Source organism: Bradyrhizobium yuanmingense (assembly GCF_900094575.1).
Lineage (GTDB): Bacteria > Pseudomonadota > Alphaproteobacteria > Rhizobiales > Xanthobacteraceae > Bradyrhizobium > Bradyrhizobium yuanmingense.
The window spans coordinates 284261-297843 of sequence record NZ_FMAE01000008.1 but is presented as its reverse complement, the minus strand read 5'-3'; the positions used below and the strand labels follow the sequence as shown (position 1 = coordinate 297843).

General features: G+C 65.6%; 11 protein-coding genes. 7 read left to right on the top strand and 4 right to left on the bottom strand.

Annotation, left to right across the window (positions count from 1 at the left end; genetic code table 11):
* The first annotated feature begins 149 nt into the window (after positions 1–149).
* The gene (locus tag GA0061099_RS28950; RefSeq protein ID WP_036029124.1) at positions 150–2627 is read left to right on the top strand and encodes a hybrid sensor histidine kinase/response regulator; all 2478 of its coding nucleotides are present in this window, start codon (positions 150–152) and stop codon (positions 2625–2627) included.
* Positions 2628–2752: 125 nt separating this feature from the next.
* Positions 2753–4003: an arsenic transporter gene (locus tag GA0061099_RS28945; RefSeq protein ID WP_036029122.1), complete on the top strand. Its 1251-nt coding sequence runs from the start codon at positions 2753–2755 to the stop codon at positions 4001–4003.
* Between the two features lie 9 nt (positions 4004–4012).
* Here GA0061099_RS28945 and GA0061099_RS28940 read toward each other — a convergent pair whose 3' ends face one another.
* On the bottom strand, positions 4013–5368 hold the full coding sequence (locus GA0061099_RS28940; protein WP_036029121.1) for an MFS transporter: 1356 nt from the start codon (positions 5366–5368) through the stop codon (positions 4013–4015).
* Between the two features lie 125 nt (positions 5369–5493).
* Positions 5494–6258: a GntR family transcriptional regulator gene (locus tag GA0061099_RS28935; RefSeq protein ID WP_036029119.1), complete on the bottom strand. Its 765-nt coding sequence runs from the start codon at positions 6256–6258 to the stop codon at positions 5494–5496.
* A 178-nt stretch (positions 6259–6436) separates the two neighbouring features.
* Between GA0061099_RS28935 and GA0061099_RS28930 the strand changes: the two genes are divergently transcribed.
* Genes GA0061099_RS28930 through GA0061099_RS28920 form a run of 3 tightly spaced genes read left to right on the top strand, consistent with a single transcriptional unit; the run spans position 6437 to position 9474 of the window.
* Positions 6437–7636 (top strand): mandelate racemase/muconate lactonizing enzyme family protein, encoded by a 1200-nt coding sequence (locus GA0061099_RS28930; RefSeq protein WP_036029115.1) that lies wholly within the window; start codon positions 6437–6439, stop codon positions 7634–7636.
* 12 nt (positions 7637–7648) lie between these two features.
* A complete protein-coding gene (locus GA0061099_RS28925) occupies positions 7649–8416 on the top strand; it encodes a glucose 1-dehydrogenase (protein ID WP_036029113.1) in 768 nt (255 codons plus the stop codon).
* Positions 8417–8442: 26 nt separating this feature from the next.
* Positions 8443–9474 carry an L-idonate 5-dehydrogenase gene (locus GA0061099_RS28920; RefSeq protein ID WP_036013589.1) on the top strand — a complete coding sequence of 344 codons (1032 nt, stop codon included), beginning with the start codon at positions 8443–8445 and terminating at the stop codon, positions 9472–9474.
* On the opposite strand, the gene GA0061099_RS28915 is transcribed toward GA0061099_RS28920, so the two are convergent.
* Positions 9464–10348 carry a DUF3280 domain-containing protein gene (locus GA0061099_RS28915; RefSeq protein WP_036013522.1) on the bottom strand — a complete coding sequence of 295 codons (885 nt, stop codon included), beginning with the start codon at positions 10346–10348 and terminating at the stop codon, positions 9464–9466. The genes GA0061099_RS28920 and GA0061099_RS28915 overlap by 11 nt on opposite strands.
* Positions 10349–10534: 186 nt before the next feature.
* On the opposite strand from GA0061099_RS28915, the gene GA0061099_RS28910 reads away from it, so the two are divergent.
* Together GA0061099_RS28910 and GA0061099_RS28905 are read left to right on the top strand one after the other, a co-directional pair.
* Positions 10535–11917 carry a sensor histidine kinase gene (locus GA0061099_RS28910; protein WP_036029212.1) on the top strand — a complete coding sequence of 461 codons (1383 nt, stop codon included), beginning with the start codon at positions 10535–10537 and terminating at the stop codon, positions 11915–11917.
* Positions 11914–12576, top strand: a complete 663-nt coding sequence (locus GA0061099_RS28905; protein ID WP_036029111.1) for a response regulator — start codon at positions 11914–11916, stop codon at positions 12574–12576. Before GA0061099_RS28910 ends, GA0061099_RS28905 begins: the two co-directional genes overlap by 4 nt.
* A 15-nt stretch (positions 12577–12591) precedes the next feature.
* Here GA0061099_RS28905 and GA0061099_RS28900 read toward each other — a convergent pair whose 3' ends face one another.
* A complete protein-coding gene (locus tag GA0061099_RS28900; protein WP_036029108.1) occupies positions 12592–13575 on the bottom strand; it encodes a VOC family protein in 984 nt (327 codons plus the stop codon).
* Positions 13576–13583: the final 8 nt, after the last annotated feature.

The following is a 13583-nucleotide window of genomic DNA, read 5'->3' as shown; positions in this document are numbered from 1 at the left end:
GATCGTTCCAGTATTCGGAACAAATTGCCAGACCGGACGTTACCACCGCGTACTTCTCTCCGTTCAGGCGCGCGCCCCCATTTCCCGGCACCACCTGCCCTCTAAACAATGGCCATCACGCTCCGTCTGTGTGAATATCGGTCCGGCACGTGCGCACCTGCATGACAACGGCCGATGCCTTGAACGAACCCTTGCCCGAGACCATCGCCGCCGAAAGGCTGCGCCAGCACCTCGAAGACGTCGCGCGCGAGCGCGACAATGCCTATCGCGCGCTGCAGGAGCGCGAGGCCGAGCTGGCGCGCATCCAGCGCATCGGCAAGGTCGGCGGCGTCGAGGTCGATTTCCGCGAAGGCTTCAAGAACCGGCGTTCGCCCGAATATCTGATGATCCACGGCCTTCCGCCGGAAGCCGCCGAGGAGTCGCACGAGGATTGGGTCAACCGTATCCATCCCGACGACCGCGACGCCACTGTCAAGCATTTCTTCGAAGCGCTCGCCGGAGCGAGCGAGGACTATAGCGCCGAATACCGCATCATCCGCCCCAGCGACAGCGAGACCCGCTGGATCCGTGTCGTCGCAAAGATCGAGCGCGACAAGGACGGCCGCGCCATCCGGCTCGTCGGCGCTCATATCGACATGACCGATCAGGCGCTGGCGCGCGAGACGCTGCGCGAAAGCGAGGAGCGCTTCCGGCTGATCGCCGACAGCGCGCCGGTGCCGATCTGGGTCACCAAGCTCGACCGCAAGCGGTCCTTCGCCAACCAGGCCTATGTCGATTTCGTCGGCCTGCCCTACGACCAGGCCATCGACTTCGACTGGCGCAAGGTGCTGCATCCCGACGACCTGCCGCACGTGCTGCAGCAATCCGTCCAGGGTGAAGCGTCCCTCAAACCCTTCGTGCTGGAAGCGCGCTACAAGAACGCCAGCGGCGAATGGCGCTGGCTGCGCTCGGAATCGCAGCCGCGCTGGGATGCGACCGGCAAGCATATCGGCTTCATCGGCGTCGCCCACGACGTCACCGTCGCCAAGCAGGCCGAGATCGAGCTCCGGCGGCTGAACGAGACGCTGGAAGAGCGCATCGCCGAGCGCACCGCCGAGCTCGAAGCCAACGAGGCGCGGCTGCGCGCGATCCTGGAGACGAGCAATCAGTATCAGGGCCTGGTCAATCTCGAGGGCCAGCTGGTCTACGCCAACAAGACCGCGCTCGCCGGCATCAAGGCGAATTCCGCGGACGTGGTCGGAAAGCCGTTCTGGGACACACCCTGGTTCACCGGCACGGAGGGCATGAGTGCCGCCGTGCGCGAGGCCTTCGACACCGTGCTCAAGGGCGAACCCGTGCGGCTGGAGATGCGCCTGCGCCTTCCGATCGGCGAGCGCGATTTCGACTTCGGCATGCGTCCCGTGCTCGACCGCCAGGGCAACATCACCGGCGCCGTGCCCGAGGCGGTGGACATCACCGAGCGGCGCCGCGGCGAGGAAGCGCTGCGGCAGTCGCAGAAGATGGAGGCGATCGGCCAGCTCACCGGTGGCGTCGCGCACGACTTCAACAATCTTCTCACCATCATCCGCTCTGCGACCGATTTCCTGCGCCGCCGCGAGCTGCCGGAGGAGCGCCGCCGACGCTACGTCGATGCCATCTCAGACACGGTCGAGCGCGCCTCCAAGCTGACCGCGCAGCTTCTGGCCTTCGCGCGCCGGCAACCGCTGAAGCCGCAGATCTTCAACGTCGGCAGCCAGGTCGAGGGCGTGGCGCAGCTGGTGCGGCCGCTGGTCGGCGCCCGCATCGAGATCGCCGTGGAGGTTCGGGACACCGGTTGCTTCACGGTGGCCGACATCGCCCAGTTCGAGACCGCGCTGATCAATCTCGCCATCAACGCCCGCGATGCCATGGACGGCGAAGGCCGCCTCACCATCGCCGTGCGCAAGGTCTCGGGAATACCGAGCCTGCGCGCACAATCGGCGCGCCGCGGCGACTATGTCGCGATCTCCGTTACCGACACCGGCAGCGGCATCGCGCCGGAACATCTCGAACAGATCTTCGAGCCGTTCTTCACCACCAAGGAGGTCGGCAAGGGCACCGGCCTCGGGCTCAGCCAGGCCTTCGGCTTCGCAAAGCAGTCCGAGGGCGACATTGCGGTGACGAGCACGCAAGGTGAAGGTGCCACCTTCACCATCTACCTGCCGCAGGCGCAAAGCCCCACCACGGAGAAGGAAGCAGCGGCCCTGAGCCACGAGGCGGCCACGACCGGGCGTGGTTATCGCGTGCTCGTGGTCGAGGACGACGACGAGGTCGGCCGCTTCTCCACCGAGCTCCTGGAGGATCTCGGCTATGTCGTGCGCCGCGTCGCCAATGCCAACGCGGCGCTGGCGATCCTGGGCGAGAACGAATTTGCCGTCGACCTCGTGTTCTCCGACGTCATCATGCCCGGCATGAACGGGGTCGAGCTCGCCGGCATCATCCGCGAGCGCTATCCGGGCCTGCCCGTGGTGCTCACTTCCGGCTACAGCAACGTGCTGGCCGAGAACGCCCACCGCGGATTCGAGCTGATCCAGAAGCCGTATTCGGTGGAATCGCTCTCGCGCATCCTGCGCAAGGCGATCATGGAGAAGCTGTCGGTGGCAAGGTGAGTGTCACATTCGCGAGAAGCAGCCACGAATTCCAGACTGTTGCCGCGGCAAGACTCTAGGGGAAGACAGCCGTTCCCGCATCGGTTATCGATGCCGAATGACTGACCGAACCTCAAGGACTGAACGTGCCGTCTGACGCCATCTGGGCCTGGAGCATCATCTTCGTCGCGACCGCCTGCGTCATCATCCGGCCGTTTCGCCTGCCCGAGGCGATCTGGGCCGCGATCGGCGCGAGCGCCCTGGTGCTATCAGGCTTGCTGCCCTGGCAGGAGGCGCTGACGGGCATCGAGAAAGGCCTCGACGTCTATCTCTTCCTGATCGGCATGATGCTGATCGCCGAGCTGGCGCGGCTCGAAGGCCTGTTCGATTATCTGGCCGCGCTCGCGGTGGAATACGCACGCGGCTCGCCGCAGCGGCTGTTCCTGCTGATCTATCTCGTCGGCACGCTCGTGACCGTGCTGCTTTCCAACGATGCTACCGCGATCGTGCTGACGCCGGCCGTCTATGCCGCGACGCGCGCGGCCGGCGCGAAGCCGCTGCCTTATCTGTTCGTCTGCGCCTTCATCGCCAATGCCGCGAGTTTCGTCCTGCCGATCTCCAACCCCGCCAACCTCGTCGTGTTCGGCGCGCGCATGCCGCACCTGACGGAATGGCTACGCCTGTTCGCCTTGCCCTCGGCGGCGTCGATCCTGCTGACCTACATCGTGCTGCGCCTGACCCAGCACCACGCGCTGAAGGAAGAGACGATCGCGCGCAGCGTGCCGCATCCCAAGCTCGGCCGCGGCGGCAAGCTCACCGCAATAGGCATCGTCGCGATCGGCATCGTGCTGGTCACGGCGTCAGCGCTCGACAAGCAGCTCGGCCTGCCGACCTTTATCTGCGGCGGCGTGACGGCCGCGATCGTGCTGCTGCTCAGCCGGCAATCACCCTTGCCCGTGCTGCGCGGGGTGTCCTGGAGCGTGTTGCCGCTCGTCGGCGGGCTCTTCGTCATGGTGGAGGCGTTGATCAAGACCGGCGTGATCGCGCAGCTCAACGCGTTGCTGCACCAGGCGGTAGCTCAATCGGTCCCGCAGGCGGCCTGGAGCGTGGGCATTGCCACCGCGCTCGCCGACAACATCGCCAACAATCTTCCGGTCGGCCTCGTCGCCGGCTCGGTTGCCGCCGGCGATCATCTGCCGGTGCCCGTCCTCAGCGCGATCCTGATCGGCGTCGACCTCGGCCCCAATCTGTCGGTCACCGGCTCGCTCGCCACCATCCTCTGGCTGGTCGCGCTCCGCCGCGAGAAGATCGAGGTCGGCGCCTGGCCGTTCCTCAAGCTCGGCCTGCTGGTGACGCCGCCGGCCCTGATCGCGGCGTTAGCCGCCGCGATCAGATAGCGCTCATCGTCAGTCGTTCTCGTAGCCGTAGACTTCCGGCAGGATGAAGATCGCGGCAAGCAGGCCTACCAGCGGGAAGATCGCGACCATCAGCGTGGCGTTCGCCTGCCCGATCGCGGCAAACACCGTTGGGAACAGGAAGATCGCCAGGAACGACGGCAGCTTCACGAACATGTAGGCGAAGCCGCTTGCGGTGCCCCGATATCGCGGACGGGCGACCATGGTCGGGATCGTCATGCAGTTCGACGCATCCCAATAATGGCCCCAGAGCATGCCGGCGGCGGCGAACGGCAGCAGGATCTTGTTGTCGGTGTAGAGCGCGAAGGCCGCGACCAGCAGCGAAACCAGCACGATGCCGAAGCCGGCGATGGCGATGCCACGATGGCCGATCTTCGGCGTCAGCAAGGGTCCGACCCAGCCCGACAGGGCGGCGAAAGAGAACAGCGCCATCGTCACCACATTGATGCCAAGCACGCTCGATACGCCGACCATCACAAACAGCACCGGCAGATAAAATGCGAAGGTCGAGAACTCGCTCGCCTGGGCGAAACAGGCGATCCAGCCATAAAGGGTGGCACGCCAGCGAATCGGATCCTTCCTGAGGTCAGCGAGGAATGCGCGCGTGCTGGTCTTGGGAACCTCGACGTCCCGATCCGGCAGCATGTCGAGATTGTCGTTGAACATCTCGCGCGCGACCTGCTTGGCCTCGCGGTAGCGCCCCTTTTGCACCAGCCACACCGCCGTCTCCGGCACGTCGTGACGCATGATCAGGATGATCAGTGCCGGCACCGCACCGAGACCGAGCGTCACGCGCCACAGCATCTCGTGGTTCATGTCGACCAGCAGGAAGATCACGATGACGCCGATGGTGAGAACTTCACCGACGGCGAACATGAACTGCCAGCGGTTGCCCATGACCTCGCGCTCGCCCTTGGCCATGGATTCCATGATGTAGGTGTAGCCGGTCGAGATGTCGGAGCCGAGCGGAATGCCGAGCAGGAAGCGGATCACGACGAGCCAGCCGACGCTGGGTACGAAGGCTTGCGCCAGCGCCAGCACGATGAACAGCACCATCGTCACGAGGAACATCACGCGGCGGCCGATCTTGTCGGACAGCCAACCGCCGAGCAGCGCGCCGATCAGGGCACCGCCCTGCGTGCCCGCGGCGGCGAGGCCGAGCATCAGTGGATCGGGATTGTACTGCTCCTTGATGAAGATCAGCACGAAGGCGATCGAATAGAGGTCCCAGGCCTCGACCAGGATCGAGGCCATCATCAGCCAACCGACCTTGTTGCCTTTGGGACTGTAGTTCGTGATGAGGTAGCGGACCGCGGCTTCGCTCGCGGTCGCCTGTGGCATCGCCATCGTTGACTCTTCCTTTCTTCACAACTCTCTGAAGCGCGATGAGATCAGGATCTCCTCGCGCTTTAGCTTGTTGTCTTGCGCATGATCTCTTCGGAGAACCGCCTCACATTTTTCCGGATCAAGCCCTACGCGCCGAGCAGCGGCTCGATGCTGCAATCGAGCAGGCGCGGATCGATCCCCGCCTCCATGCCCGTAAACATCTCGCCCATGTAGTCGATCAACGCGTCGCTCGCCTTCACCGCCTCCTCGACGCGGCGGTTGGCGACGGCTGCAAGAATGGCGAGATGATGATCGATCGTGCCTGACAGATCCGCCTGCCCCGGCATAAAGCGATGGTGGATGTAACCGATGCGCCGATACAGCGTGTGCAGCGGCCGCAGCGTGTGCACCAGGAACGGCTCGCCGGCGGCCTCCAGCACCAACGCGTCGATGCGGCGGTCGATATGATTGAATTCGTCGAGGGTGAGGCTGGCGCGGCGCTCGCGCAGCAGACGCTCGATGTGCATCGCCTGATTGCGATGCGACAGGGTGGCGCGATCGGCGGCGAGGCGGATCACGAAGCGTTCCATGTCGCGGCGTAAGGCCAGCAGCATGCGCTCGCGCGCCAGATCGATCGGCGCGATGTGCAGGCCGTGACGCGGCCGGATGACGATGAGAGTGTCGGCGGAGAGACGATTGACGGCGTGATGCACCGGCGTGCGGCCGAAACCGGTGATTTGCTGCAATTCCAGCATCGTCATGAATTGTCCGGGCTTGAGCTCGCAATGAACGAGCAGCTCCTCGATCCTCTGATAAGCCAGCTCGAAGAAGTTGAGACGGTTGCGCCGGGAGGGCCTGCCCTCCCCGTCGTCGTGTCTCACCACCGCGAGTGCGCGCTTGCGCCGTGCCATGCCGTCCTCTCCCGTCAGCCCGCGCTCTCGTTGCTGGGTGGCGCTTTGTTTGTGGCACCCTTAAAACATGTTGTGATATATTACAAGCAAGCGTAAGAACTCGGCACGACCTGCAGCATGCTGCAGCGCAAAATGAGACGTCGGGTGCGAAGCGCCGTTCGATGGGAGGATACTTGCCGTGAAGATCACGTCGATCGAGACATTGCGCGCCGAGGAATTTTCCAACGTCATCTGGGTCCGCATCCACACCGACACTGGTCTGATCGGTCTCGGCGAAACCTTCTATGGCGCCGGCGCGGTCGAAGCGCAGATCCACGACACCTTTGCCGGCCGCCTGCTCGGCCGCAATCCCCTGCACATCGAAGCGATCCATCGCGACATGCTGAACCTGCCGATGGCGCAGTCCTCGACCGGCGTCGAATACCGCGCGGCATCAGCGATCGACATCGCGCTGTGGGATCTATTCGGCAAGGTCTGCGGTCAGCCGGTGCACCAGATGCTGGGCGGCCTCTGCCGCGACAAGCAGCGCATCTACAACACCTGCGCCGGCACGCAATATGTGCGCTCGACCAATATCAGCCCGGTGACCAATTGGAATCTCGGCGCCTCCAAGGGGCCCTATGAAGATCTCGACGGCTTCATGAACCATGCCGATGCGCTCGCCGAAAGCCTGCTCGAAAGCGGCATCTCGGCGATGAAGATCTGGCCGTTCGATCCCGCCGCGCAGGAGAACAAGGGCCTCTACATCACCGCCGCACAGATGAAGCAGGCGATTGAGCCGTTCGAGAAGATCCGCAAAGCCGTCGGCGACAAGATGGAGATCATGGTCGAGCTCCATTCGCTCTGGAATCTGCCGACCGCCAAGCAGATCGCCCGTGCGCTCGAGCCCTACAAGCCGACCTGGTATGAGGACCCGATCCGGATGAACTCGCCGCAGGCGTTGGCCGAATATGCCCGTTCGACCGACGTCTGGGTCTGCGCCAGCGAGACGCTGGGCTCGCGCTTCCCTTACAAGGACATGCTCGACCGCGATGCCATGCACGTGGTGATGGCCGATCTGTGCTGGACCGGGGGTCTCACCGAAGGCCGCAAGATCGCGGCAATGGCCGAGACCTATCATCGGCCTTTTGCTCCTCATGACTGTATTGGCCCGATCGGCTTCATCGCGGCCATCCACATGTCGTTCAGCCAGCCCAACACCCTGATCCAGGAATCAGTGCGCGCCTTCTACAAGGGCTGGTACAATGAGCTCGTCACCACGATGCCCACCATCAAGGACGGCTATGTCTTTCCGATGGAAGGCCCCGGCCTGGGCGTCGACCTCCTGCCTGCCGTCTTCGAGCGCACCGATCTCACCGTGCGCCGCTCCAACGTCTGAGGAATTCTTGAGATGAGCACTTCCCTCTTCGATCTCTCCGGCCGCACCGCGCTCGTCACCGGCTCCTCCCGCGGCCTCGGTCGCGCCATTGCGGAGGGCATGGCCAAGGCCGGCGCGAAGATCATCATCAACGGCGTCGATCCCAAGCGCGTCGAGCAGGCCGTCGCCGAGTTTCGCGCCGCCGGCCACCAGGCCGAAGGCGCCGCCTTCAACGTCACCGATGAGCCCGCAATCATCGCGGCGTTCAGCGATTTCGATAATAAGGGGATCGCCGTCGATATCCTCGTCAACAATGCCGGCATCCAGCACCGGAAGCCGCTGGTGGAGTTCACCACCGACGAATGGCGCAAGGTGATCGAGACCAACCTCACCAGCGCCTTCGTGATCGGCCGCGAGGCGGCCAAGCGCATGATCCCGCGCAAGCACGGCAAGATCATCAATATCGGCTCGCTCGGCAGCGAGCTCGCCCGCCCCACCATTGCGCCCTACACCGCGGCCAAGGGCGGCATCAAGAACCTGACCCGTTCGATGGCGGTGGAATGGGCCCAGCACGGCATCCAGGCCAATGCGATCGGCCCCGGCTACATGCTCACCGACATGAACGAGGCGCTGGTCAACAATGCCGATTTCAACAATTGGCTGATGGGCCGCATTCCCTCCAAGCGCTGGGGCAAGCCGGATGAGCTGGTGGGCGCCGCGATCTTCCTCGCCTCGGATGCGTCGACCTACGTCAACGGACAGATCATCTATGTCGATGGCGGCATGATCGCCGCGATGTGATCGCCAAGACCACGAAGGAGCAAGCCATGCGCGCCGTCGTCATTCACGCCCCGAAGGACCTGCGGATCGACAATTATGCCGATCCGGCCCCCGGCCCTGGCGAGGTCCGCGTCAAGATCGTCAATGGCGGAATCTGCGGCTCCGATCTGCACTACTATCATCACGGCGGCTTCGGTGTCGTGCGGATCCAGCAACCGATGGCGCTGGGTCACGAGATCGCCGGCGTCGTCGCTGACGTCGGCGGCGGCGTCGCCGGCGTCAAGTCGGGCACGCGCGTTGCGGTCAACCCGAGCAAGCCGTGCGGGGCTTGCCTGCATTGCCAGGAAGGCATGCGCAACCAGTGCCTCGACATGCGCTTCCTCGGCAGCGCGATGCGCTTTCCCCATGTGCAGGGCGGCTTTCGCGAGTTCATCACGGTCGACGCGACGCAGGCCGTGCCGATCTCAGACAAGCTGTCGCTGGCGGAAGCCGCGGTCGCCGAGCCGCTTGCGGTGTGCCTGCATGCCGGCAAGCAGGCCGGTCCCCTGCTCGGCAAGCGCGTGCTGATCACCGGCTGCGGTCCGATCGGCGCGCTGATGATTTTGGTCTCGCGCTTCGGCGGCGCGTCGGAGATCGTTGTCACCGATGTGGCCGACGCTCCGCTCGCGGTCGCGAAAAAGCTCGGCGCCACGCATGCCATCAACGTCGCGACCAATGCCACTGCGCTCGATCCCTGGCGCGCCGGCAAGGGCGTGTTCGACACGCTGTTCGAGGCCTCCGGCAACCAGGCCGCGCTCCGCACCGCGCTCGACGTGCTGAGGCCCGGTGCGACGCTGGTGCAGCTCGGCCTCGGCGGCGAGATGACGCTGCCGATCAATTCCATTGTGGCCAAGGAATTGCAGCTGCGCGGCACATTCCGCTTCGATCCCGAGTTCGAGCTGGCGGTGCGCCTGATGGGCGAAGGCCTGATTGACGTCAAACCGTTGATCACGGCCACCATGCCGTTCGAGAATGCGGTCGCGGCCTTCGAACTCGCCAGCGACCGCGCGCAGTCGATGAAGGTCCAGCTTACCTTCTAGGCGCGTCGTTGGCCTGTTGCCCCTCGATCAGCCGGTCGGTGACCAGCCGCACGGCCCCGCGCTTCCAGGAATAGTCGGCGCCCATGCGTAGTCCGCTGTCGCCGCGCGCCAGCACCGCGCCGGTCTTGGCATCGCGCACCTGGAAGCCGAGCGTGTATTCGGTGCGGCTGACGCGGCGCACCACGCCGATCAGTGATTGGTCGGCGCCGAGCTTGCGCGCAGTAGAGACCTCGCAGCCGCCGCAATCCCGCAACGCGCCGGCCTTCCCCGCCTCTGCGCCGACCTCGACGATGCGGTAACGGCCGGATTGGCCGAGCGCCTCGCGCACACCGCCCGTGACCTCCGCGAGATATGACGCGTCCGACGCAGCGGACGCTCCCGCTGAGGCGGCCGTCATGTCCTCGAGCTCGAAATCGAACACGGCCAGCGCGACCGGCGCAGGCGTGCCGAGCGCGGCGATGACCTCGCGAGACACGAACATCTGGGCGCGCTCCCATGCCTCGTCATTGTCGCCGCGGAAGCTGTAGAGCTTGTCCAGCACAAGCGTCTTGGCGCCGACGTCGATCACGGCGACCTTGGCCCATTGCACCAGCGTACTCGTCTTCTGAATGCCGCCGACCACCTTGAACACCGCTCCATCTTGGGCGGATCGCACCAAGCGGTAGCGCTGGTCTGCCTCGATGTCCCTTCGAAGCGCGGCCATGAACGCCGCCAGCCGCCGCTCGTGGGCCGCGGTCTGGTCGGTCGGCTCGCCCGAAGTGTCGGTGTAGCTGAAATCGTCCATGGCGACGCCGATGGCGGCCTGCGCAGCGAGGGGCGAGCAAGAGAGGACGAGGAGGAGACAGGCGGAGAGAACCAGGCGGCAGCGGTGCATGAACGGACCTCGTGGATGGGACGAAAATCTGGACGGGCCGCCTCAGGCCCCGCACCCGTCACCGTCCCGAGCAGCGCCGGGAAAATTTCACGACGTTGCACTGCGGCAAGTCGGGAACGCTTCCCGCCGCTGGCGTTCTGCCCTTTAATGAGGCGCGACAAGCCCGTTCGCGCCAGGTGCAAGCCGATGTGGAATCGCCCGAGATTCGATCTCAAGGTCCGTCTGACGCTGCGCGTGGCGGCGATATCGGCTGCCTGCTTCGCCGCGATCTCCACCTATTTCCTCATCACCGCCGATAGCGCCGCGCATGCGCGCATCGACGGGATCGCCGCCATCGTGGCCAAGACGCTGGAGCTGCAGCAAGGCAAGGTGCAGTGGGCGGCGAGCCCCCGCTCGGACTTTCCGGACCTCGACCCGGTGTCGGCCCATGTGATGACGCCCGGCCTCTGCCTCGGCTTCCGCAGCGCGAGCGGCGACATGCTGCAGCGCTTCTGTAGCGGCGCGCCTGCCCCGGCGAGCCCGCCGCCGCAAGCCTTCTCCGCCTTCTATCGCAGCCTATTCGACCCCGGCCGCGAGGCGGCGCGCCCCGTGATCGTGCGCGGAACCAAGCTCGGCGAGACCGTGGTCTCTATCGACCCGGCGGTGCAGACGGCGGAGGCCTGGCACGAGGCCGGCCGCTTGATGATCGCGCTTGCGATCGCGCTGCCGCTGCTCTGCGCGCTGGTCTATGCCGCACTGGCCCGCGCCTTGCGGCCCACCCGCATGATCGGCAGCGGCCTCGAACGCATCGCCGCCGGCGACCTCTCCACCCGGCTGCCGCCGTTCGACCTCGCCGAGCTCTCAGCCATCCGCGACGTCTTTAACCATCTCGCGGAAAGCCTCGACACGGCGCTTGCCGAGCGCAACGAGCTGACGCGGAAGCTGATCGCGCTCCAGGACGAGGAGCGCCGCCATCTCGCCCGCGAGTTGCACGACGAGTTCGGCCAGTCCCTCGCCGCGATCCGCGCGCTGGCCGCATCCGCCCGCCAGACTGCGGCACAGGACTGTCCCGACCTGCTCGGCGAATGCGACAGCATCGCCCGCACCGCGACCGGCATGATGGAGACGCTGCGCGGCGCGTTGTTCCGGCTGCGGCCGCCCGATGTCGAGGAGCTCGGCCTGATCGCCAGCCTCGAAGGCCTGGTCTCGGGGTGGAACGGCCGCAGCCGCGGCCAGCCGCGCTTCGAGATCCGGTTCGACGGCGCCTTCGACAGCGTGCCCGCCTCTGTCAGTGCCAACCTGTACCGCATCGTGCAGGAGGCACTCACCAACGCGGCCAAGCATGCCGGTGCAACGAAGGTTAGCCTGCATTTGACCATGGCCGACAGCGAGATTGCTCTCGTGGTCGAGGACGACGGCCGCCCGAACGAGGCTTCCGCAAAATCGGGCATGGGCCTGCTGGGCATGCGCGAGCGCGTCGCCGCGCTTCGCGGCCGGATCAGCTTCGAGACCGGCCTTCAGGGCTCCTCGCTGCGCGTATTCATTCCGCTCCCGGCTGCCGCCTCTGAGGCCCTGGAGCACGCTGCATGAGCACGGCGGAAGCGACCATCCTGCTGGTCGACGACCATTCCGTCGTCCGTGAGGGCTATCGCTCGGTGCTGCAGAAGCAGCCGGGCCTGCGCGTCGTCGCTGAGGCGGCCGACGGAGCGGAAGCCTATCGCCTCTACAAATCCGAGACGCCCGACCTCGTCATCATGGACCTCAGCATGCCCGGCATCGGCGGCATCGAGGCCGTCAGGCGGATCAGGCAGTGGGACAAGGCGGCACGGATTCTCGTTTTCACCATGCACGAGAACGCCGGATTTGCCGTGCAGGCGATCCGCGCCGGTGCAAGGGGCTACGTCACCAAGACCAGCCCGCCCGAGACCCTGGTGCGCGCGGTCAAGGACGTGCTCGCCGGCAAGATTGCCATCAGCCCCGACATCGACCACGAGCTAGCGCTCAGCCGCATCAGCGGCGAGAGCTCCGCCGCCGACGTGCTGACGCCACGCGAGTTCGAGGTGCTGCGGTTGCTGCTCGCCGAGAACACGACGGAGGAGATCGCCGAGACGCTGCATGTCAGCCCGAAGACGGTGGCGAACCTGCACTCGCTGATCAAGGACAAGCTCGGCGTCGGCTCCGACATCGAGCTGGTCCGGCTGGCGCTGCGCCAGGGGATCTTGACGGAGGTTGATCTCGGCGAAGCCTGATCGCGGCGTCGCGGATCACTCACGTGCGACCACCGAGTCCAGCCACGCGCAGTTGAGTGGCGGCACGCGCGGATCGGCGACGCGCACGCCGCGGGCAGCCGCATCCAGCCGCATCTCGCGCAACCGCTTGCGCTGCTCTTCCGGCATATGCAGCCGCTCGTGGCCCCACAGCGAGGGCCCATCAAAGGTCTCGTGCGGCTGCCAGGTCTCGGGATCGATGACGCGTCCGCCCCAGCCATATTCGATGAAGAAGCCGGACGGCGTATTCACGTAGAACGAGGTCATGTGGTCATTGGTGTGCCGGCCCAGCGTGTAGGCGATGCGCCCCTCGTCCATCTGCGCGAGGTCGTAGCCCTGCCCAACATCATCAAGGCAGCCGAGCTCGACCATGAAGTGATGCATCGCCTTTCGCCCCGAGCCGACCATCGCAAAGGAGTGGTGGCGGCCGTTGACGTGGAAGAAATAAAGCCCGTAAGGCTTCAGCCCGAAATCGGAGACGTGAAAGCCGAGCACGTCGCGATAGAACGGCAACAGCGGCTCGAGGTCCTCCACATTGAGCACGACATGCCCCATGCCGAGCGCGCCGGTGCGGAAGCCCGAGATCGGGCGACCCGGCCTGAACGGCTCGCTCGCAAGCTCCGGCTTGCAAAAGGCCTCCAGCCGGTTGCCGGCGGGGTCAGTGAACGCGATCAGCTCGGCGACATGCCGCTCGTCAGCGAGTGCGCGCGAGCCCTTCGCCACCTTGATGCCATGGCTTTCGAGCCGTCCTGCCAACCTGTCCAGCGCGACCGTCGACGGAACTTCCCATCCCATCACTGCAAGGCCGGCATCGCTGCCGCCGTCGACGATCAGCCGCTGCTTGCGGTCGTCCATGCGGAAGGCCCGCATCTTGCCGCCGCGATCGACCTGCTGCATGCCGAGCAGCCCGGTCGCCATCCGGCTCCACTGATCGAGCTGGGATGAACTGATTCCGATATAGCCGAGCGCTGCGATTTCCATCGAATTCC

What these genes read in the sequence shown, in the direction of transcription:
- GA0061099_RS28910 (WP_036029212.1), top strand. Translation starts at nt 10,535, where the DNA reads ATGTGGAATCGCCCGAGATTCGATCTCAAGGTCCGTCTGACGCTGCGC.
- GA0061099_RS28940 (WP_036029121.1), bottom strand. Translation starts at nt 5,368, where the DNA reads ATGGCGATGCCACAGGCGACCGCGAGCGAAGCCGCGGTCCGCTACCTC.
- GA0061099_RS28905 (WP_036029111.1), top strand. Translation starts at nt 11,914, where the DNA reads ATGAGCACGGCGGAAGCGACCATCCTGCTGGTCGACGACCATTCCGTC.
- GA0061099_RS28900 (WP_036029108.1), bottom strand. Translation starts at nt 13,575, where the DNA reads ATGGAAATCGCAGCGCTCGGCTATATCGGAATCAGTTCATCCCAGCTC.
- GA0061099_RS28915 (WP_036013522.1), bottom strand. Translation starts at nt 10,348, where the DNA reads ATGCACCGCTGCCGCCTGGTTCTCTCCGCCTGTCTCCTCCTCGTCCTC.
- GA0061099_RS28920 (WP_036013589.1), top strand. Translation starts at nt 8,443, where the DNA reads ATGCGCGCCGTCGTCATTCACGCCCCGAAGGACCTGCGGATCGACAAT.
- GA0061099_RS28925 (WP_036029113.1), top strand. Translation starts at nt 7,649, where the DNA reads ATGAGCACTTCCCTCTTCGATCTCTCCGGCCGCACCGCGCTCGTCACC.
- GA0061099_RS28935 (WP_036029119.1), bottom strand. Translation starts at nt 6,258, where the DNA reads ATGGCACGGCGCAAGCGCGCACTCGCGGTGGTGAGACACGACGACGGG.